The sequence below is a fragment of the Silanimonas lenta DSM 16282 genome, assembly GCF_000429065.1.
GTDB lineage: Bacteria > Pseudomonadota > Gammaproteobacteria > Xanthomonadales > Xanthomonadaceae > Silanimonas > Silanimonas lenta.
In genome coordinates, this window is record NZ_AUBD01000001.1 from 75004 (window position 1) to 95254 (window position 20251).

Sequence of the window (20251 nt, forward strand, 5' to 3'; positions counted from 1 at the left end):
CCGGTCTTATGCCGCCTCGCGGGCGGCGCGCTCGATCATCTGCCGGGCGCTGGTGCGCACCGCGGCGGTGATGTCCACGCCGCCCAGCATGCGGGCGATCTCCTCCACCCGCGCGGCGGCATCGAGCTTCTCCGGGGCGCTGCGGGTCTCGCCGTCGGCGCTCGCCTTGCTCACCCGGTAGTGGGTGTGGCCCTGCGCCGCCACCTGCGGCAGGTGGGTGACGCAGAGCACCTGGCGCGAGCTGCCGAGACGGCGCAGCAGCCGGCCGACGATCTCGGCCACGGCGCCGCCGATGCCGGAATCCACCTCGTCGAACACCATGGTGGGAGTGTCGTCGAGGCCGAGGGTGGCGACCTCGATGGCCAGCGACAGGCGTGCCAGCTCGCCGCCCGAGGCCACCCGGCGCAGGGGGCGCGGCGGCTGGCCAGGATTGGCGCTGACCATGAACTCGGCGCGCTCGGCCCCGCCGGGCTGGGGCCGGGGATCGTCCAGCGGCTCGAGCGCCACGTCGAAGCGGCCGCCGGCCATGCCGAGTTCCTGCATCAGGGCGGTGACGGCCTCGGCCAGCCGCGCGGCCTGTTCGCGGCGTGCCGCCGAGAGCCGCGCCGCGGCCTCGCGCCAGCGGCGGGCGGCGGCCTCGCGGGCGTCGGCGAGGGCGGCCAGCCGCTCCCCGGCGTTCTCGAGCCCGGCGAGTTCGGCGGCCAGGGCGCTGCGGCGGCCGGCCAGGCCGGGCAGGTCGGTGCGGTGCTTGCGTGCCAGGTCGTGCAGGCGCGAGAGCCGGCGGTCGAGCTCGGCCAGGGCCTCGGGATCGAGGTCGAGGCCCTCGCGCAGGGCATCCAGCCGCTGGCTGGCCTCGCCCAGCTGCAGCCGGGCCGATTCCAGCAGTTCCAGCACCTCGCCGAGCCGTGGCTCGGCCTCGGTCCAGCGCGAAAGCTGCGAGAGCGCCGGGCCGATGGCTGCGGCCGCGCCGTCCTCGTCGGAGAGCAGGGCCGCCGCGCGGCCCAGGGCTTCCAGCAGGGCGCCGGCGTGGCTGGCGCGTCGGTGCCGGGCGAGCAGGGTGTCGAGGGCCTCGGGCTCGAGGGCCTCGGCCTCCAGTTCCTGCAACTGGTGGCGCAGGAAGGCGGCCCGCTCGCCGACATCGCCACGTTCCTCCAGCTGCTGCAGGGCGCGGTCGGCCTCGGTCCAGTCGCGGGCGGCCTCGACCACCGGCGCCAGCAGGGCCTCGTGGCGGCCGAAGGCATCCAGCAGGGCCAGTTGGCGCGGGCGCTCGAGCAGGGCCTGGTGTTCATGCTGGCCGTGGATGCCCACCAGCCGGGTGGCGAGTTGGGAGAGCTGGGAGAGAGTCACCGGCCGGCCATTGATCCAGGCCCTGGAGCCGCCGTCGGCTTTCACGACCCGGCGCAGCTGGCAGTGACCATCTTCGTCGAGCGCGTTCTCGGCCAGCCAGGCGGCGGCGGCTGGGGCATCGGCGAGCTCGAACTCGGCCGCCAGTTCGGCGCGGGCGGCGCCGGCGCGGACCATGCCGGCGTCTGCGCGGGCACCGGAAAGCCAGAGCAGGGCATCGACCAGCAGCGACTTGCCGGCGCCGGTCTCGCCGGAGATCACCGTCATGCCGGGGCCGAGACGCAGTTCGGCGGCATGGACGACGGCGAAATCACGCAAGGAGAGCAGGGTGAGCATGGCATCCGGGGTCCGGCGGCCGGCCAGCGGCCGCGAGCGAGCGCGAACGCTAGCATCCAGCCACCGGCACGCCAACGCTTGCCATCGGCAGGGGGCGGTCTTATCTATGCGACATCCACCCCCGTACCGCCCCATGCCGCCCGTCACCGACCGTCTCGATCCCCGCGCCCGGCACTTGCTGCGCTCCCTGGTGCAGCAATACATCGAGCATGGCGAGCCGGTGGGCTCGCGCACCCTGGCGCGGCAGTCCGGGCTGGACGTGAGCGCGGCCACCATTCGCAACATCATGGCCGACCTGGAAGAGCTGGGCCTGGTGGCGGCGCCGCATACCAGTGCCGGACGGGTGCCCACGGTGCAGGGGTACCGGGTGTTCGTGGACAGCCTGATCGAGTGGCCCGCCCCTGACGAGGCCCTGCTCAGCGCGCTTGGCCGCCAGCTGCCGCAGGGACAGGGCACCCAGGGCTTGCTTGCCGGAGCCACCGAGCTGCTGTCCTCGATGAGCCATTCGGTGGGCGTGGTCACGGTGCCGCAGCGCGCCGCCTTCGCCTTCCGCCACATCGAGTTCGTGTCGATCGATGCCCAGCGGGTGCTGGTGGTGATCGTGTTCATGGATCACGAGGTGCAGAACCGCATCATCCAGACCCGCCGCCCCTACACGCCGGAGGAACTGGAGCAGGCCTCGAACTACCTCAACCGCCACTACGCCGGCCGCACCTGGCCGGAGATCCGCGCCTCGCTGCTGCGCGAGCTGAAGGAGGCCCGCTCGGCGCTGGAGCGTACCCTGGCGGCGGCGGTGGACCTGAGCGAGCAGGCCCTGCCCGAGGGCAGCGAGGACGTGCTGGTGAGCGGCCAGACCCGGCTGATGGACAGCCCCGATCTCGCCGATGTCGAGCGCCTGCGCGGCCTGTTCGAGGCCTTCGCCCAGAAGCGCGAGCTGCTCGGTCTGCTGGAGCGCTGCGCCCGGGCCCAGGGGGTGCGCATCTTCATTGGCGAGGAGACCGGCCTGGCGCCGCTGGGCGGCTGCACCGTGGTCACCGCGCCCTATGCCGTGAACGGCCGGGTACTCGGGGTGCTAGGGGTGATCGGTCCCACCCGCATGGCCTACGAGCAGGTCATCCCGATGGTGCAGGCCACCGCCGAGCTCGTGGGGCGGGCCTTGAAAACCGATACCCCGCCTCCATAACCCGTCTCATCCGTCCGTCAACAGCCGCGCCTGCGGCGGGGAAGCACCACGATGAACCAGGAACACGACCCGGTCGAATCGACCGAGGCCGCCGCTGGCGGCGCGCCACTCGGCGAGCAGCGCCCGGAGACGGCGCTGGAAGCCGAGAACGCCGAACTCAGGATGCAGCTCGCCAGCCTGCGCGAGGAGAGCCTGCGCGAGCGGGCGGAACTGGAGAACCAGCGCCGTCGCATGGCTCGCGAGATCGAGATGGCGCGCCGGTTTGCCAACGAGCGCCTGCTCGGCGAGCTTTTACCGGTGTTCGACAGCCTGCATGCCGGCCTCAAGGCCGCGGGCGAGGAACCGCATCCGCTGAAGGAAGGGTTGGAGCTGACCCTGCGCCAGCTGCTCAAGGCTGCTTCCGACAACGGCCTCTCGGAGCTGCATCCCAAGGGCGAGGCCTTCAATCCGGAATGGCACCAGGCCGTGACCCAGGTGCCCGGCACCGGCGCCGCGCCCGGGACCGTGGTGGATGTGCTGCAGCGCGGCTACGTGCTCAACGAACGCCTGCTGCGCCCGGCCCTGGTCGTCGTCGCGGCCGAGAGCGAGGGCGCGAACTGAATGGCTTCGCCCCGTGGCGTGAAGCGGGCTTGAAATCCCCGCCGCCGCACCCACCTCCGAACGCAGACCGCGGCGTCCCGCGCCGCCCCCGGAACTGGCTACGACCCCCTTTTGAGGAGACCCCACATGGGCAAGATCATCGGTATCGACCTCGGCACCACCAACAGCTGCGTGGCCGTGATGGAAGGCGGCAACGTCAAGGTGATCGAGAACGCGGAAGGCGATCGCACCACGCCGTCCATCGTCGCTTTCACCAAGGATGGCGAGACCATCGTCGGCGCCTCGGCCAAGCGTCAGGCCGTCACCAATCCGAAGAACACCTTCTATGCGGTGAAGCGCCTGATCGGCCGCAAGTTCACCGATCCGGAGGTGAAGAAGGACATCGACCTCGTGCCCTACGGCATCGTCGCCCATGACAACGGCGATGCCTGGGTGGTCACGGCCGACGGCAAGAAGATGGCGCCGCAGCAGATTTCGGCCGAAGTGCTGGCGAAGATGAAGAAGACCGCCGAGGCCTACCTGGGCGAGCCGGTCACCGAGGCGGTGATCACCGTGCCGGCCTACTTCAACGATAGCCAGCGCCAGGCCACCAAGGACGCCGGTCGCATCGCCGGCCTCGAGGTCAAGCGCATCATCAACGAGCCGACCGCGGCGGCCCTGGCCTACGGTCTCGACAAGGGCGATGCCAAGGACCGCAAGATCGCCGTATACGACCTCGGCGGCGGTACCTTCGACGTCTCGATCATCGAGATCGCCAACGTCGACGGCGAGAAGCAGTTCGAAGTGCTGGCCACCAACGGCGATACCTTCCTCGGCGGCGAGGACTTCGACAAGCGCGTCATCGACTACCTCGTCGAGGAATTCCAGAAGGAGCAGGGCATCGACCTGCGCAAGGACCCGCTCGCCCTGCAGCGCCTGAAGGATGCCGCCGAACGCGCCAAGATCGAGCTTTCCAGCTCGCAGCAGACCGAGGTGAACCTGCCCTACATCACGGCCGATGCCTCGGGGCCGAAGCACCTCAACATCAAGCTCACCCGTGCCAAGCTCGAGGCGCTGGTCGACGATCTCATCAAGAAGTCGATCGAGCCCTGCCGGATTGCCCTCAACGATGCCGGCCTGCGTCCCTCCGACATCACCGAGGTGATCCTGGTGGGCGGCATGACCCGCATGCCGAAGGTGCAGCAGGCGGTGGCCGAGTTCTTCGGCAAGGAGCCGCGCAAGGACGTGAACCCGGACGAGGCCGTGGCCGTGGGTGCCGCCATCCAGGGCGGCGTGCTGGGCGGCTCGGTGAAGGACGTGCTGCTGCTCGACGTGACTCCGCTCTCGCTGGGCATCGAGACCCTGGGCGGCGTGATGACCAAGATCATCGAGAAGAACACCACCATCCCGACCCGCGCCTCGCAGGTGTTCAGTACCGCCGAGGACAACCAGAGCGCCGTCACCGTGCACGTGCTGCAGGGTGAGCGCGAGCAGGCCCGCTACAACAAGTCGCTGGCGAAGTTCGATCTCGCCGGCATCGAGCCGGCGCCGCGCGGCATGCCACAGATCGAGGTGACCTTCGACATCGACGCCAACGGCATCCTGCATGTCTCGGCCAAGGACAAGAAGACCGGCAAGGAGCAGAAGATCGAGATCAAGGCCGGCTCGGGCCTGTCCGAGGAGGAGATTCAGCGCATGGTGCAGGACGCCGAGGCGCACCGCGAGGAGGACAGGAAGTTCCACGAGCTGGTGACCGCCCGTAACCAGGCCGATGCCCTGGTGCACCAGACCCGCACCGCTATCAAGGAGCATGGCAGCAAGGTGCCGGGCGAGCAGCTGGCCGCGGTCGAGGCGGCGCTCTCAGAGCTGGAGTCGGCGGTGAAGGGCGACGACAAGGCGCAGATCGAGGCCAAGACCAATGCTCTGGCCCAAGCCGCGCAGTCGCTGTATGCCGCGGCCGCCGCTGCTCCGGGGGCTTCGGAGGAGGCTCCCAGTACCCCGGCCGGCAAGGCCGAGGACGTGGTGGATGCCGAGTTCACCGAGGTGAAGAAGGACAAGTGATGCGGGTCCGGCAGCGCATGCGCTGTCGGGTCAGGGCAGCCCGCGATCGAGCGGCAAGAACGCTCGTCGCGGGTTTTGCGCGAAGGTGTTTTGCGTCGGGAACGGGGCGGCGATGAGCAAGCGGGACTACTACGAGGTGCTGGGCGTTTCGAAGAGCGCGTCGGAGGACGAGCTCAAGAAGGCCTATCGCCGCCTGGCGATGAAATACCACCCTGACCGCAATCCCGGCGACAAAGCGGCGGAGGAGGCGTTCAAGGAGGCCAAGGAGGCCTACGACGTGCTCTCCGACGCCAGCAAGCGCCGCATCTACGACCAGCACGGCCATGCCGCCTTCGAGCAGGGCATGGGCGGTAGCGGTCATGGCGGCTATGCCGACATGGGCGACATCTTCGGCGATATTTTCGGCGACATCTTCGGGGGTGGCCGGCCACGTGGGCCGCGCCGTGGCTCGGACCTGCGCTATGTGATGGAGCTCGATCTCGAGGAAGCCGTGGCCGGCGTCGAGAAGCGCATCGAAGTGCCGACCATGGCGGCCTGCGAGGCCTGCGACGGCACGGGAGCCGAGGACCGCAGGACCGAAACCTGCGGCACTTGCCGTGGCATGGGCCATGTGCGCATCCAGCGCGGCATCTTCCAAATGCAGCAGCCTTGCCCGGCGTGCGGTGGCAGCGGCCGGCTGATCCCCAAGCCCTGCCGCGCCTGCCATGGCACTGGCCGGGTGCGCCGCGAGAAGACGCTGTCGGTGAAGATCCCAGCCGGCGTCGATACCGGCGACCGCATCCGCCTGCAGGGCGAAGGCGAGGCCGGCCAGCCCGGGGCGCCGAACGGTGATCTCTATGTCGACATCCAGGTGCGACCGCATCCGGTGTTCGAGCGCGACGGCGACGACCTCTACTGCGAGATCCCGATCCGCTTCTCGCAGGCGGCGCTGGGCGCCAGCATCGTGGTGCCCACCCTCGATGGCGAGGTGGAGATCAAGATCCCCGCCGAAACCCAGACCGGCAGGCTGTTCCGTCTGCGCGGCAAGGGTGTGCGCTCGGTACGCTCGCGCCAGCCCGGCGATCTGCATGCCCGGGTCGTGGTGGAAACCCCGGTGAACCTCACGGCGCGCCAGCGCCAGCTGCTCGAGGAATTCGAGCAGACCTTCGAGGGCGAGGACGCGGCGCGGCACTCGCCGAAGTCGAGCACCTTCTTCGATGGCGTGAGGGCGTTCTGGGACCGCATGACCGGCTGATTCGCGTTGCGGCCTCCGTGCCGCGGCGCGTAGCCTTGGCGGCATGAGCACTCCCGTCGATCTTCTGGTCCACGGCGCTTCCGGCCGCATGGGCCAGCGCCTTCTCGCCCTGCTGCCGGAATTCCCGGCGCTGCACCTCGTGGCCGCGGTGGCACGTCGTACCAGCGGTCTTGGCTTGCCGGAAGGACTGGCGCTGCCGGCCGAACGGCTTGCCGAGGCGCCGGCGTTCGGCCTGATGATCGACTTCAGCCTGCCCGAGGCCTTCGATGCCGCGCTGGCCCTGGCGGTGGCGCGACGGGCGGCCTTCGTCAGTGGCACCACCGGGCTTGTCCCGCGCCAGCGTGAGGCGCTCGAAGCCGCGGCCCGGCAGGTGCCGGTACTGTGGGCGGCCAACTTCAGCCTCGGGGTGGCTGTGCTCTCCGAACTCGTCGAGCAGGCGGCGCGCGCCCTGCCGGGCTGGGACCTCGACATCGTGGAGAGCCATCACGTACACAAGCAGGATGCGCCCTCGGGCACGGCGCTGGCACTCGGCGCCGCGGCCGAGGCCGGGGGTGCCCGGCCGCGCTATGCCAGCCTGCGCGCGGGCGACATCGTGGGCGAGCACTGGCTGCAGTTCGCCTCGGCCGGCGAGCGGCTGGAACTGGCGCACCGCGCCACCTCGCGCGACATCTTCGCCCGCGGCGCCCTTGCCGTGGGCGCCTGGCTGGCGGGCCGTCCGCCCGGCTGCTACACCATGCGTGACTGGGTGGCCGGCAAGCGACGGGCCTGAACCTGGCGAGCGGACATCGGCCTTCCACCGCGCCTGTTTCCGCTGGCGCCCGCCTGGCTTCACGGCTACAATCCCGGCTCGCCTGACTCCTCTCCCTTGCGCCCGTCCCTGGCGGGTGCAGGAGATGCGCACGCCGCGCGAGTCTCCCCACCACAAGGGCGATCGAAGTGACCCAACCCGCCATCCTCGCACTCGAAGACGGAACCGTGTTCGAGGGCGTTTCCGTCGGTGCGCCTGGCCTCTCCGTGGGCGAGGTGGTGTTCAACACCGCGCTCACCGGTTACCAGGAAATCCTCACCGACCCTTCCTATGCGCGGCAGATGGTCACCCTGACCTATCCGCACATCGGCAATACCGGCTGCACGCCGGAAGACGACGAGGCAGCGAAGGTCTGGTGCGCTGGCCTGATCGTGCGCGACGTGCCGCGCCGCCCCAGCAACTGGCGCAGCCGCGAGGCGCTGCCGGCCTGGCTGGAAAAGCGTGGCGTGCTGGCGATCGCCGGCATCGACACCCGCAAGCTCACCCGCTTGTTGCGCGAGCGCGGTGCCCAGAACGGGGCGCTGATGGCGGGCGACATCGACGCCGAGGCGGCCATCGAAGCGGCCCGCAAGTTCCCAGGCCTGAAGGGGCTGGACCTCGCGCAGGTGGTCACCACCGACCGCGCCTACGAGTGGACGGAAGGCTCGCTGGACCTCGACCGCGGCGCCTTTGCGAAGGCCGATGGGCGCTTCCACGTCGTCGCCTACGACTTCGGCATCAAGACCAATATCCTGCGCCTGCTGGCCGACCGCGGCTGCCGCCTGGCGGTGGTGCCCGCCAAGACCCCGGCGGCCGAGGTGCTGGCGATGAAGCCCGACGGCGTGTTCCTGTCCAATGGCCCCGGCGACCCGGCGCCCTGCGATTACGCCATCGCCGCGATTGTCGAGATCCTCGAGGCGAAGATCCCGACCTTCGGGATCTGCCTTGGTCACCAGCTCCTGGCCCTGGCCAGCGGGGCGAAGACGCTGAAGATGAAGTTCGGCCACCATGGCGCCAACCACCCGGTGCAGGACCTCGACTCCGGCCGGGTGATGATCACCAGCCAGAACCATGGCTTCGCCGTCGACGAGGCCACGCTGCCGCCCACCCTGCGCGTCACCCATCGCTCGCTGTTCGATGGCAGCAACCAGGGCATCGCCCGCACCGACGTCCCGGCCTTCAGCTTCCAGGGCCACCCCGAGGCCAGCCCTGGCCCGCACGACGTGGCTGGCCTGTTCGACCGTTTCATCGGGCTGATGCAGGCCCATCCGCAGGGAGCCCGCTGAGATGCCAAAGCGCACCGATCTCCAATCGATCCTGATCATCGGCGCCGGCCCGATCGTCATCGGCCAGGCCTGCGAGTTCGACTACTCCGGCGCCCAGGCCTGCAAGGCGCTGAAGGCCGAGGGCTACCGGGTGATCCTGGTGAACTCGAATCCGGCGACGATCATGACCGACCCGGACATGGCGGATGCCGTGTACATCGAGCCGATCAACCCGGCCACGGTGGAGCGGATCATCGCCAAGGAAAAGCCGGATGCCCTGCTGCCGACGATGGGCGGGCAGACGGCGCTCAACTGCGCCCTCGAGCTCGCCGACAGCGGTGTGCTCGAGGCGCACGGCGTCGAGCTGATCGGCGCCTCGCGCGAGGCCATCCGCATGGCCGAGGACCGCGAGCTGTTCCGCGTGGCGATGCAGGAGATCGGCCTCGAATGCCCGAAGGCCGCGGTGGCCAGGAGCTTCGAGGAGGCGGTCGAGATCCAGGCCAAGGTCGGTTACCCCACGATCATCCGTCCGAGCTTCACGCTCGGCGGCTCGGGCGGCGGGATTGCCTACAACCGCGAGGAGTTCGAGGAGATCGTCAAGCGTGGTCTCGACCTCTCGCCGGTGGGGGAGGTCCTGGTCGAGGAGTCGGTGCTCGGCTGGAAGGAATTCGAGATGGAGGTCGTCCGCGACAAGGCGGACAACTGCATCATCGTCTGCTCGATCGAGAACCTCGATCCGATGGGCGTGCATACCGGTGACTCGATCACCGTGGCGCCGGCGCAGACGCTGACCGACAAGGAATACCAGCGCCTGCGTGATGCCTCGATCGCCGTGCTGCGCAAGATCGGCGTCGATACCGGCGGCTCGAACGTGCAGTTCGGCATCAACTCGCAGACCGGCCGCATGGTGGTCATCGAGATGAATCCGCGCGTCTCGCGCTCCTCGGCGCTGGCCTCCAAGGCCACCGGCTTCCCGATCGCCAAGATCGCAGCGAAGCTGGCCGTCGGCTATACGCTGGACGAGCTGAAGAACGACATCACCGGCGGCCTGACCCCGGCCTCGTTCGAGCCCTCGATCGACTACGTCGTCACCAAGATCCCGCGCTTCGCCTTCGAGAAGTTCGCCGCCGCCGACGCCCGCCTGACGACCCAGATGAAGTCGGTGGGCGAGGTGATGGCCATGGGCCGCACCTTCCAGGAATCGCTGCAGAAGGCCCTGCGGGGCCTCGAGATCGGCAAGGTCGGCCTCGATCCGACCGGCGATGCCGAGCGCGGCGAGGAGGGGCTGGCGCGGATCAAGCGCGAGCTCAAGGAGGCCCGTCCGGAGCGGCTGTTCCATGTCGCCGAGGCCTTCCGTGCCGGGCTGTCGGTGGAGGAGGTCTACCGGCTCTCGTACATCGATCCTTGGTTCCTCGACCAGATCGAGGAACTCGTCGCCATGGAGCGCGAGGTGGCAGCCGCAGGCCTTTCCGGCCTCGACGGGCCGCGCCTGCGCGCGCTCAAGCGCGCCGGCTTCTCCGATGCGCGCCTTGCCCAGCTCGTTGGCACCGACGAGTCGGCCGTGCGCGCCCTGCGCCGGGCCTTCGGCGTGCGCCCGGTGTACAAGCGGGTGGATTCCTGCGCCGCCGAATTCGCCACCTCGACCGCCTACATGTACTCGACCTACGAGGACGAGTGCGAGGCGCAGCCGACGGACCGCGAGAAGATCATGGTGCTCGGCGGCGGCCCGAACCGCATCGGCCAGGGCATCGAGTTCGACTACTGCTGCGTGCACGCGGCACTCGCCCTGCGCGAGGACGGGTTCGAGACCATCATGGTCAACTGCAACCCGGAGACGGTCTCGACCGACTACGACACCTCGGACCGCCTGTACTTCGAGCCGCTGACGCTCGAGGACGTGCTGGAGATCGTCGATCTGGAGAAGCCGAAGGGCGTGATCGTGCAGTACGGCGGCCAGACCCCGCTGAAGCTCGCCCGCGCGCTGGAGGCCAATGGCGTGCCGATCATCGGCACCTCGCCGGACAGCATCGATCTTGCCGAGGATCGCGAGCGTTTCCAGAAGCTGGTGGAAGACCTCGGCCTGCTGCAGCCGCCGAACCGCACGGCCCGCAATGCCGAGCAGGCCCTGGCCATGGCCCGCGAGATCGGCTATCCGCTGGTGGTGCGCCCGAGCTACGTGCTGGGCGGCCGGGCGATGGAGGTCGTGTATTCCGACGAGGACCTCTCGCGCTACATCCGCGAGGCGGTGCAGGTCTCGAACGACTCGCCGGTGCTGCTCGACCGCTTCCTCGACAATGCCGTCGAGGTGGATGTCGACGTGATCGCCGACCGGGACGGCGACGTGCTGGTGGGCGGCATCATGGAGCACATCGAGGAGGCTGGCGTGCACTCGGGCGACAGCTCCTGCTCGCTGCCGCCGTATTCCCTGTCGAAGGAACTCCAGGACCGGCTGCGCGAGCAGGTGGTGAAGCTGGCCCGTGCCCTGAAGGTCGTCGGCCTGATGAATACCCAGTTCGCCATCCAGGGGGAGACCATCTACCTGCTGGAGGTGAACCCGCGTGCCTCGCGCACCGTGCCCTTCGTCTCCAAGGCCATCGGCCGGCCGCTGGCGAAGATCGCGGCACGCTGCATGGCCGGCCAGACGCTGGCGGGGCAGGGCGCCACGAAGGAGATCATTCCGCCGTATTTCTCGGTGAAGGAGGCGATCTTCCCCTTCGCCAAGTTCCAGAACGTCGATCCGATCCTCGGCCCCGAGATGCGCTCCACCGGCGAGATCATGGGCATCGGGCCGACCTTCGAGGATGCCTTCGCCCGCGCCGAGGAGGCGGCCAACATCAAGGCACCCCCGCCGGGTAAGGTGTTCTGCTCGGTGCGTGATGCCGACAAGCCCCGGCTCACCCCGATCGCCCGCGACCTCCTGGCCCGCGGCTACACCCTGGTGGCCACCGATGGCACGGCGAAGTTCCTTGCCGCCCAGGGGCTGCCGGTCGAGCGCGTCAACAAGGTGGCCGAAGGACGGCCGCACATCGTCGATCTGATCAAGAACGGCGAGATCAGCTACGTCATCAATACGACCGAGGGGAAGCTGGCCATCGCCGATTCCTTCTCGATCCGCCGCGAGGCGCTGCAGCACCGCATCACCTACTCGACCACCGTTGCCGGTGCCCGGGCCCTGGTGAATGCCATCGATGCGCGCAACAACCCGCGCGTCAGCTCGCTGCAGGAACTGCACAGGGAGATTTCCGCATGAGGGCCCCCCTCACCAGCAAGGGCGCGGCACGGCTGCGCGAGGAGCTCGAGCGCCTGAAGACCGTCGACCGGCCGAAGGTGATCGAGGCGATCGCCGAGGCCCGCGCCCATGGCGATCTCAAGGAGAACGCCGAGTACCATGCCGCCCGCGAGCAGCAGGGCTTCATCGAGGGCCGCATCAAGGAACTCGAATACACCCTTTCGCATGCCCAGGTGATCGACATCGGCTCGCTCAATGCCGGCTCGCGCATCGTTTTCGGCGCCACCGTGGAACTGGCCGATGTCGATACCGACGAGCGGGTGACCTACACGATCGTCGGCGATCTGGAGAGCGACATCAGGCAGCGCCTGATCTCGGTGTCCTCGCCGGTGGCGCGGGCGCTGATCGGCAAGCACGAGGGCGATACCGTGACCATCGACGCTCCGGGCGGGCAGCGCGAGTACGAGATCACCGCCGTCCGCTATATCGGCTGACGGGGCGCGGATGGCGCCTTCTGCGCGCACTCCCGGCGAGGCGGCACAGACCCTGGTGCTGCTGTTGCCCGCCCGCCGCCATTTCGCCGGGCAGGCGGTTTCCCCGGCCATCGCCCGGGCCCTGGGGCGTGCCGTCACGGTCCGGGCCGAGGCGGGGGAACTGGCCCAGCTGCGCCGCACCTTCCAGCCTCTGCCCGCCGGGCACTGGCCGAGCGCCGTACTGATCGAGGCATTGGAGCGCCCGGAGCAGGATCTGCAGCCCTTCCTCTGGCTGCGGGCCGATCCGGTCTGGCTGCGTCCCGATCTCGGCACCGCGCGGCTGATGGCCTGGGCCAATCTCGGGCTTGCTGCCGAGGAGGCGGACGCGCTCGCCGCCCCGCTGCGGCCCCTGTTCGGAGAGTTCGGCCATGCCCTGGTGCTGCGCGGCCCGGAGGCGTGGGTGCTGCAATGCCCGCCGGAGACCCGCCTGCCCGGGTTCCCGCACCCACTGGCGGCGCTCGGCGACGATGCCTTCCCCCACCTGCCGCAGGGGCCGGAGGCCCGCCGTTGGCGCAGCCTGCTGGGCGAGGCCCAGATGCTGCTGCACCAGCATCCGGTGAATGCAGAGCGCCAGCGCCGCGGTCTGCCACCGGCCAACAGCCTGTGGTTCTGGGGCGGGGGGCGGCTGCCCGACCGGGTGGAAGGCCCGGCGGGACGGGTGGCCACGGCCGATCCCGAGCTCGCCGCCTATGCCCGCGCCGCGGGCGCCGAAGTCGGGACCGGGATCGATGCCACGCGCCCCGGGCTCATCGATCTTCGGGCGGAGCGGCGCTGGGCGGCAGTGGAGGCGCTGGTGGCGCTCGGCCGGTCGGCGCTGGGGCAGGGCGCGCTCGCCCGCCTCGTGCTCGATTTCGCCGATGGCGAAGTGCTGCATCTCATGCGCTCGCAGCGCTGGCACGTCTGGAAGCCACCTTATCCGGGATTCCCGGCGTGAGTCCCGGTCCGGTCCTGCGCCGCCGGCCGGTGCCGGCACTGGGCGACTGGCCCGCCGACACGCCGCCGCTGCTGCGCCGGCTCTATGCCGCGCGCGGCATCACTTCGGCCGGGGAGGCGGAGCTGCGCCTCGCCCGGCTGCTCTCGCCGGCCGCACTGGGCGGCATCGAGGCGGCCGTGGCGCTGCTGCACGAGGCCCTGCGCCATGATGCCCACATCGTGGTGGTGGGCGATTTCGACTGCGATGGCGCCACCGGCACGGCGGTGGCGGTGCGTGGCCTGCGCCTGCTCGGGGCGCGCCGTGTCTCCTACCGCGTGCCGCACCGCATCGCCCATGGCTATGGGCTCTCTCCAGCCCTGGTGGAGGAGGAGCTGGCGCCGATCGCGCCCGACCTCGTCATCACCGTCGATTCCGGCATCGCCTGCCTTGCCGGGGTGGAGGCCGCCCGGGCCCGCGGCTGGCGGGTGCTGGTCACCGACCATCACCTGCCTGGCGAGGTGCTGCCCAGGGCCGATGCCATCGTCAATCCCAACCTGCGCGGCGACGGCTTCCCGAGCAAGGCGCTGGCGGGGGTGGGCGTGGTGTTCTACCTCCTGCTCGCCCTACGGGCACGCCTGCGCGCCCTGGGCGAGCCCGGCGGCGAGGCCGATCTCGCCAGCCTGCTCGACCTGGTGGCCGTGGGCACCGTCGCCGACCTCGTGCCGCTCGACTACAACAACCGCCTGCTGGTGGCCGCCGGCCTCAGGCGCCTGCGCGCCGGTCAGGGGCAGCCCGGGCTGCTCGCCCTGGCCGCGGTGGCGCAGCGCCGCCTGCCACTGCTCACCGCCAGCGACATCGGCTTTGGCATCGGGCCGCGGATCAATGCCGCGGGGCGGCTGGAAGACATGACCCTCGGCATCGAATGCCTGCTCACCGACGATGCCGGTCGTGCCGAGATCCTGGCGCGCCAGCTCGATGCCATCAATGCCGAGCGCCGCGAGCTGCAGCAGCAGATGGTGGAGGAGGCCGAGGCGGCGGCGCTGGCCCTGCCGCTGCCGGAAGGAGGGCATGATGCCTACTGCCTGTTCGATCCCGGCTGGCATCCCGGCGTGGTCGGTCTCGTGGCCTCCCGGCTGAAGGAGAAGCTGCACCGCCCGGTGATCGCCTTCGCTCCGGCCGAGCCCGGCGCGGCCACCCTGCGCGGCTCGGCGCGCTCGATTCCCGGCCTGCACATCCGCGATGTGCTGGCCGAGGTCGATGCCGCCCATCCCGGCCTGATCCTGCGCTACGGCGGCCATGCCATGGCCGCAGGGCTGGCGCTCGAACAGGCGCGCCTCGAGTCCTTCCGGCGGGCCTTCGAAGCCGCCGTGGCCCGCCACCTCACCGACGAGCTGCGCGAGGCCGAGCTCTGGAGCGATGGTGAACTCGCTCCCCAGGAGCTCAACCGCCCCACCGCCGAGGCCCTGCGCCTTGCCGGTCCCTGGGGGCAGGGCTTTCCCGAGCCGCTGTTCGACGGCGAGTTCGAGGTGCGGCACTGGCGGGTCCTGGCCGGTCGGCACCTGAAGTTCGAACTCGGCATGCCGGGCAGGCCCGGGCCGGTGGCGGCGATCCACTTCGGCGGCGCGGCCCTCGGCGCGCCGCCATCCCGCGTGCGTCTGGCCTTCGGTCTCGACCTCGACGATTTTGCCGGCCGGCGCGACGTGCAGCTGCTGGTGCGCCACTGGTGGCCGGCCTGATGTGGCCGGGCCTGCTAGAATCCGCGGTCTTTCGAATCACCGGGAACGCGCCATGGAAACCAATCCCGTGCGCCAGCGCATCGCCGAGCTCAAGGGCCGGCTGGATGCGCTGAGGGGGTATCTTTGACTACGACCGGAAGGTCGAGCGTCTTGAGGAAGTCAGCCGCGAGCTGGAGAGCCCGACGGTCTGGAACGAGCCGGAGCGGGCGCAGGCCCTCGGCCGCGAACGGGCCTCGCTGGAAAAGGTGGTACACGGCATCAGGTCGCTGGACGAGGCGCTGAGCGGCGGACTCGAGCTGCTCGAGCTCGTGGAGATGGAGAACGACCTCGAGACCTTCGAGGCCGTGGTGGCCGATGTCGATGCCAGCCAGGCCAAGCTCGAGAAGCTCGAGTTCCAGCGCATGTTCAGCGGCAAGATGGATGCCGCCAATGCCTACCTCGACATCCAGGCCGGCGCCGGCGGCACCGAAGCCCAGGACTGGGCCGAGATGCTGCTGCGCATGTACCTGCGCTGGTGCGAGTCGCGCGGCTGGAAGACCGAGCTGATGGAAGTCAGCGGCGGCGAAGTGGCCGGCATCAAGTCGGCCACCGTGCGCGTCGAGGGCGACTACGCCTATGGCTGGCTCAAGACCGAGACTGGCGTGCACCGCCTGGTGCGCAAGTCGCCCTTCGATTCCGACAACCGCCGCCACACCAGCTTCACCTCGGTGTTCGTCTCGCCCGAGGTGGACGACAAGATCGACATCGCGATCAATCCCGCCGACCTCAAGGTCGATGTCTACCGCTCCTCCGGCGCCGGCGGCCAGCACGTCAACAAGACCGAGTCGGCGGTGCGCATCACCCACGTGCCGACGGGCATCGTGGTGGCCTGCCAGAACGGCCGCAGCCAGCACCAGAACCGCGACATGGCGATGCAGATGCTGGCCGCCAAGCTCTACGAGCTGGAGATGCAGAAGCGCAATGCCGAGAAGGACGCGGTGGAAGCCACCAAGTCCGACATCGGCTGGGGCAGCCAGATCCGCAACTACGTGCTCGACCAGAGCCGTATCAAGGATCTGCGTACCGGCGTCGAGCGCTCCGATACCCAGAAGGTGCTGGATGGCGATCTCGACGAGTTCGTCGAGGCCAGCCTGAAGATGGGGCTCGAGGCCGGCGCCAAGCGCAGCGACGCGGCCTGAGGCGACCGCCACCCGCCCTCTTTCCTCTTTCCTCTCTCCTCTCCCCTCTCTCCTTTCCCCTCTCTCCTTTCCCGCATCTCCCCTCCACCGCCCGCCATGTCCGACCAGCCGAACACTGCTTTGCCCGCCCTCGACGAGAACCGCCTCATCGCCGAGCGCCGGGCGAAACTGGCGGCCCTGCGTGCGCGTGGCGTGGCCTTTCCGAACGATGCCCGGCGCGAGCACTACGCCGGCGACCTGCAGGCCGAATACGCCGACAAGGAGCGCTGGACCGCCGAGGCGCTCGAGTCCTCGGGCCGGGTGGTGCGCATCGCCGGGCGGCTGATGGCCAAGCGGGTGATGGGCAAGGCCGCCTTCGCCCAGGTACAGGACATGAGCGGGCGCATCCAGCTCTATCTCGTGGGCGCCGACCTCGGCGAGGCCTACGAGGCCTTCAAGGGCTGGGACATCGGCGACATCGTGGCGGTGGAGGGCGGGCTCACCCGCACCCGCACCGGCGAGCTCTCGGTGAAGGTTTCGGCGATCCGCCTGCTGACCAAGGCCCTGCGGCCGCTGCCCGACAAGTTCCATGGCCTTGCCGACGTCGAGCAGCGCTACCGCATGCGCTATGTCGACACCATCGTCAGCCCCGAATCGAAGGCGGTGTTCGAGACCCGCTCGCGCATCGTCGGCGCCATCCGCCGCTGGCTGGACGCCCGACGCTTCCTCGAGGTCGAGACGCCGATGATGCATTACATCCCTGGCGGTGCCACGGCGCGGCCCTTCGTCACCCACCACAATGCGCTCGACATCGATCTTTACCTGCGCGTGGCGCCCGAGCTGTACCTCAAGCGCCTCGTGGTCGGCGGTTTCGAGCGCGTCTACGAGATCAACCGCAACTTCCGCAACGAGGGCGTGTCCACCCGGCACAACCCCGAGTTCACCATGCTCGAGCTGTACGAGGCCTATGCCACCTACACCGGGATCATGGACCTGACGGAAGGCCTCATCCGCGACGTGGCACAGGAGGTGCTGGGCCGCACCGCGCTGGAATGGGAGGGCAGGGCGATCGACCTCGGGCCTGCCTTCCGCCGCCGGCGCATGGACGAGGCCGTGCGCGAGGCCGACCCTGCCATCACCGCCGCCGACTGCCGCGACCGCGAGGCGCTGGCGTGCCACTGCGCCCGCCACGGCATCCACGTGAAGCCGTCCTACGGCTGGGGCAAGCTGCTGCTGGAGCTCTTCGAGACGCTCGTCGAGGGCAGTCTGGTGCAACCGACCTTCATCACCCATTACCCGGTGGAGGTGAGTCCGCTGGCCCGCGAGAGCGACACCGAGCCTGGCATCACCGACCGCTTCGAGCTCTTCATCGGCGGCAAGGAGATCGCCAATGGGTTCTCCGAGCTCAATGACCCGGAGGACCAGGCGGCCCGTTTCCTCGCCCAGGTGGCGGCCAAGGAGGCCGGCGACGACGAGGCCATGCACTTCGATGCCGACTATATCCGCGCCCTCGAGGTGGGGCTGCCGCCCACCGGCGGTCTTGGCATCGGCATCGACCGCCTCGTCATGCTGCTCACCGGCCAGGCCTCGATCCGCGACGTGCTGCTGTTCCCCTACATGCGGCCCGAGGCATGAAAGCGTGAATCCCATCACGCTTTTTGACATCGCTTGACAATCCGGTCCGCCCTGGGCCTTCCCATGCCGGAGCGGGCGATAGGATGCGGCATCCCCCCCCGCCGTTTCCGCCATGCCCCACTGCCTGCGTGTCCTCCTCGCCTCTGCGGCCCTGCTGGCGGCCGGTGCCCTCCCGGCCGCGGTCCGGCCCATCGCCGACCGCTATGTGCTGAAGGAGAACGCCCCGGCCACGGACCTTCGGGTGCTCCAGAACGACGGGCTCACCGGCACCGAACTGGCGAATGGCGTGCTCACCCTGCTGCGTCCCCCCGCCCTCGGCACTGCCTCGGTCGAGACCTTCAACACCGCCTCGGCGGCCGATGACGTCATCCGCTACACCCCGCAGGCCGACCGCAGCGGCCAGGATTCCCTGCGCTACCGCATCTGCAGTGGCGGCACCTGCGCCGAGGCCGAGGTGGCGATCGTGCTGCGGCCCATCAGCGAGGGGCTGGCGCTCACCGTCCCCGGCGGCAGCGGGTTCCTCGATCTCGAGGCCGGGGGGCTGCGGGCCCTGCCATCGGCGCGTTTCCAGGCCTCGCCGCTGGTCGAGGCGCAGGTGTCGGAGTTCCCGCTGGCGGTGGACGCCAGTCCGGCCAATCCCTTTGCCGGCAATGGCGCGTTTTCGCTGCGGGTCATCCCCAGCAGCGGCGAGGCGCGCACCTGGCGCATCCTCGTCGATGCCCGCTCGCTCTCCGGCGGCAACGTCGATGTCTACCTCGGCGTCGATGCCAATGGCGATGGCAGGGCTTCGGCCGACGAGCTGCGTTGTGCCGCCGGCATGTCGACCAGCATCGAGCGCTGCGAGATGGAATTGCTGGTGCCGGCCTGCGGCAACCTCGGCTGGTGGATGCTGTTGAAGAATGCCGGCAGCAGCGCCCATACCGCCCGGGTGGAGACCTTCGAGGTGCCAGTGGCCGGGGGCGACGGCAGCTTCGTCGCCACCGGCCCGGGCCAGGTACCTGCGCGTGCCGCCTTCCCCCTGCGCCTTGCCTGGGATGCGCCCGAGTTCGCCGATGGCCAGAGCCGGGTGGCCTATGTCGAGGTGCGGGCGGGGGCCGAGGTGCCGGTCGGGGCCTTCCCGGTGCGGCTCACCCGTTCGGGGCGCAACGAGACCGGGCTGGCGCTCGCCAGCGGCCGCGAGCAGCGGCTGCGCCTGCTGCCCGGCAGCGCCTCGGAGCGGCTTTACGTAGACGTGCCGGCCGGCGCCACCTCGCTCTCCGTCAGCGCCCGTGGCAGCGAGCCCTTGCAGCTCTATCTGGCGCGGATCGACCCGCCCGCGGCGGGCAGTGCGCCGCCCGAAGTGGCGCCGGCTCCGGCGCGGACCGCCTCCCATCCGTCCACGGCCTCGGCGGCCCCGAGCCAGGTGCTCAGTGTTTCGGGAACGGCCCTGAGTCCCGGGCGCTGGTACGTGGTGGCGAGCAATCCCGGCCCGCGCGCCGCCGACGTGGCCCTGCTCGCCACCATCGGCGGCAGCGCCCCCCGGGTGCGCCCGGGCGGCTATTTCGCCCCGGCGCGTTCCGGCCACGGCCTGTTCCTCTACCCGGCGGCCGACCAGTGGGCGGGGCTCTGGTACACCTACCTGCAGGATGGCCGCAGCACCTGGTACTACCTCCAGGGCCCGGCTCCCGGTGCCAACGGGCAGTGGGTGGGGCGCATCTATCGCTCGGCCTGGGACGGCAGCCGCAACGTGCTCACCGCGATCGGCGAGGCCGTGACCACGCCCACCGGGCCGGACGCTTTCCGTTTCGCCTACCGCCTGGACGGCCAGGCCGGCAACGAACCCTTCGTCAGCTTCGGCCGGGGCTGCCCCAGCCTGGGCGGCACAGCCCTCGATGCCAGCAGTCACTGGTACAACCCGGCGCGTTCCGGCACCGGCTACAGCGTGCAGCTTTACCCGGACTACGAGTTCTATGCCGCTTTCGTCTACGACGCCGCCGGCGTGCCGCGCTTCCTGGTGGCCGAGCGCAGCGGCTTTGGCGGGGCCAGCGCCAGCCTCACCCTGGAACAGCTCACCGGCTTCTGCCCGCTGTGCACGCGCAGCGGCCCGCCGCTGCGCCAGCCGGTGGGCGTGCTGGGGCGGACCTACGCCGCGGGACGGCTTGCCAGCCTGAGCCTCGATGCCAGCTTCATCGCTGGCGTACCGGGACGCTGGCAGCAGTCGGAGAGCGTGCAGCTGCTCGGCGGGGCCGGAACCACCCAGGGCTGTCTGCCTTAGGGGCT

General features: G+C 70.1%; 14 protein-coding genes. 13 read left to right on the plus strand and 1 reads right to left on the minus strand.

The features are described from left to right. Positions 1-6: 6 nt before the first annotated feature. A complete protein-coding gene (gene recN, locus G408_RS0100390) occupies positions 7-1680 on the minus strand; it encodes a DNA repair protein RecN (protein WP_028769473.1) in 1674 nt (557 codons plus the stop codon). A 133-nt stretch (positions 1681-1813) separates the two neighbouring features. Here recN and hrcA point away from each other — a divergent pair, with 133 nt between their 5' ends. From hrcA to G408_RS0100455, 13 genes are all read left to right on the plus strand, one after another. Continuing rightward, positions 1814-2863 carry a heat-inducible transcriptional repressor HrcA gene (gene hrcA, locus G408_RS0100395; RefSeq protein WP_028769474.1) on the plus strand — a complete coding sequence of 350 codons (1050 nt, stop codon included), beginning with the start codon at positions 1814-1816 and terminating at the stop codon, positions 2861-2863. A 51-nt stretch (positions 2864-2914) separates the two neighbouring features. Then, the gene (gene grpE / locus G408_RS0100400; protein ID WP_028769475.1) at positions 2915-3463 is read left to right on the plus strand and encodes a nucleotide exchange factor GrpE; all 549 of its coding nucleotides are present in this window, start codon (positions 2915-2917) and stop codon (positions 3461-3463) included. A 126-nt stretch (positions 3464-3589) separates the two neighbouring features. Continuing rightward, entirely contained in the window at positions 3590-5503 is a 1914-nt protein-coding gene (dnaK, locus tag G408_RS0100405; RefSeq protein ID WP_028769476.1) for a molecular chaperone DnaK, read from the plus strand. Between the two features lie 112 nt (positions 5504-5615). Beyond that, positions 5616-6737: a molecular chaperone DnaJ gene (dnaJ, locus tag G408_RS0100410; protein ID WP_028769477.1), complete on the plus strand. Its 1122-nt coding sequence runs from the start codon at positions 5616-5618 to the stop codon at positions 6735-6737. 43 nt (positions 6738-6780) lie between these two features. Next, positions 6781-7506 carry a 4-hydroxy-tetrahydrodipicolinate reductase gene (locus G408_RS0100415; protein WP_028769478.1) on the plus strand — a complete coding sequence of 242 codons (726 nt, stop codon included), beginning with the start codon at positions 6781-6783 and terminating at the stop codon, positions 7504-7506. Between the two features lie 167 nt (positions 7507-7673). Then, a complete protein-coding gene (gene carA, locus G408_RS0100420) occupies positions 7674-8810 on the plus strand; it encodes a glutamine-hydrolyzing carbamoyl-phosphate synthase small subunit (RefSeq protein ID WP_028769479.1) in 1137 nt (378 codons plus the stop codon). Between the two features lies 1 nt (position 8811). Next, the gene (gene carB / locus G408_RS0100425) at positions 8812-12039 is read left to right on the plus strand and encodes a carbamoyl-phosphate synthase large subunit (RefSeq protein ID WP_028769480.1); all 3228 of its coding nucleotides are present in this window, start codon (positions 8812-8814) and stop codon (positions 12037-12039) included. Beyond that, entirely contained in the window at positions 12036-12512 is a 477-nt protein-coding gene (gene greA / locus G408_RS0100430) for a transcription elongation factor GreA (RefSeq protein WP_028769481.1), read from the plus strand. Before carB ends, greA begins: the two co-directional genes overlap by 4 nt. Before the next feature lie 10 nt (positions 12513-12522). Next, positions 12523-13485 (plus strand): hypothetical protein, encoded by a 963-nt coding sequence (locus tag G408_RS15500; RefSeq protein ID WP_051282448.1) that lies wholly within the window; start codon positions 12523-12525, stop codon positions 13483-13485. Next, positions 13482-15200: a single-stranded-DNA-specific exonuclease RecJ gene (gene recJ, locus G408_RS0100440; protein ID WP_028769483.1), complete on the plus strand. Its 1719-nt coding sequence runs from the start codon at positions 13482-13484 to the stop codon at positions 15198-15200. The genes G408_RS15500 and recJ overlap by 4 nt, the downstream gene beginning before the upstream one ends. A 52-nt stretch (positions 15201-15252) precedes the next feature. After that, a protein-coding gene (gene prfB / locus G408_RS0100445; protein WP_156890020.1) for a peptide chain release factor 2 occupies positions 15253-16378 on the plus strand; the annotation gives its coding sequence in 2 pieces (ribosomal slippage) (positions 15253-15324 and positions 15326-16378; 1125 coding nt in all). Positions 16379-16474: 96 nt separating this feature from the next. Continuing rightward, positions 16475-17992: a lysine--tRNA ligase gene (gene lysS, locus G408_RS0100450; protein ID WP_028769485.1), complete on the plus strand. Its 1518-nt coding sequence runs from the start codon at positions 16475-16477 to the stop codon at positions 17990-17992. Positions 17993-18104: 112 nt separating this feature from the next. After that, positions 18105-20246, plus strand: coding sequence for an Ig-like domain-containing protein (locus G408_RS0100455; RefSeq protein WP_028769486.1), 2142 nt, complete (start codon positions 18105-18107; stop codon positions 20244-20246). Positions 20247-20251: the final 5 nt, after the last annotated feature.

Bases quoted from the DNA above. Each gene is read 5' to 3' on its own strand.
- carB (WP_028769480.1), top strand. From the start codon at position 8,812: ATGCCAAAGCGCACCGATCTCCAATCGATCCTGATCATCGGCGCCGGC.
- G408_RS15500 (WP_051282448.1), top strand. From the start codon at position 12,523: ATGGCGCCTTCTGCGCGCACTCCCGGCGAGGCGGCACAGACCCTGGTG.
- greA (WP_028769481.1), top strand. From the start codon at position 12,036: ATGAGGGCCCCCCTCACCAGCAAGGGCGCGGCACGGCTGCGCGAGGAG.
- recN (WP_028769473.1), bottom strand. From the start codon at position 1,680: ATGCTCACCCTGCTCTCCTTGCGTGATTTCGCCGTCGTCCATGCCGCC.
- dnaJ (WP_028769477.1), top strand. From the start codon at position 5,616: ATGAGCAAGCGGGACTACTACGAGGTGCTGGGCGTTTCGAAGAGCGCG.
- lysS (WP_028769485.1), top strand. From the start codon at position 16,475: ATGTCCGACCAGCCGAACACTGCTTTGCCCGCCCTCGACGAGAACCGC.
- G408_RS0100455 (WP_028769486.1), top strand. From the start codon at position 18,105: ATGCCCCACTGCCTGCGTGTCCTCCTCGCCTCTGCGGCCCTGCTGGCG.
- dnaK (WP_028769476.1), top strand. From the start codon at position 3,590: ATGGGCAAGATCATCGGTATCGACCTCGGCACCACCAACAGCTGCGTG.
- grpE (WP_028769475.1), top strand. From the start codon at position 2,915: ATGAACCAGGAACACGACCCGGTCGAATCGACCGAGGCCGCCGCTGGC.
- hrcA (WP_028769474.1), top strand. From the start codon at position 1,814: ATGCCGCCCGTCACCGACCGTCTCGATCCCCGCGCCCGGCACTTGCTG.
- G408_RS0100415 (WP_028769478.1), top strand. From the start codon at position 6,781: ATGAGCACTCCCGTCGATCTTCTGGTCCACGGCGCTTCCGGCCGCATG.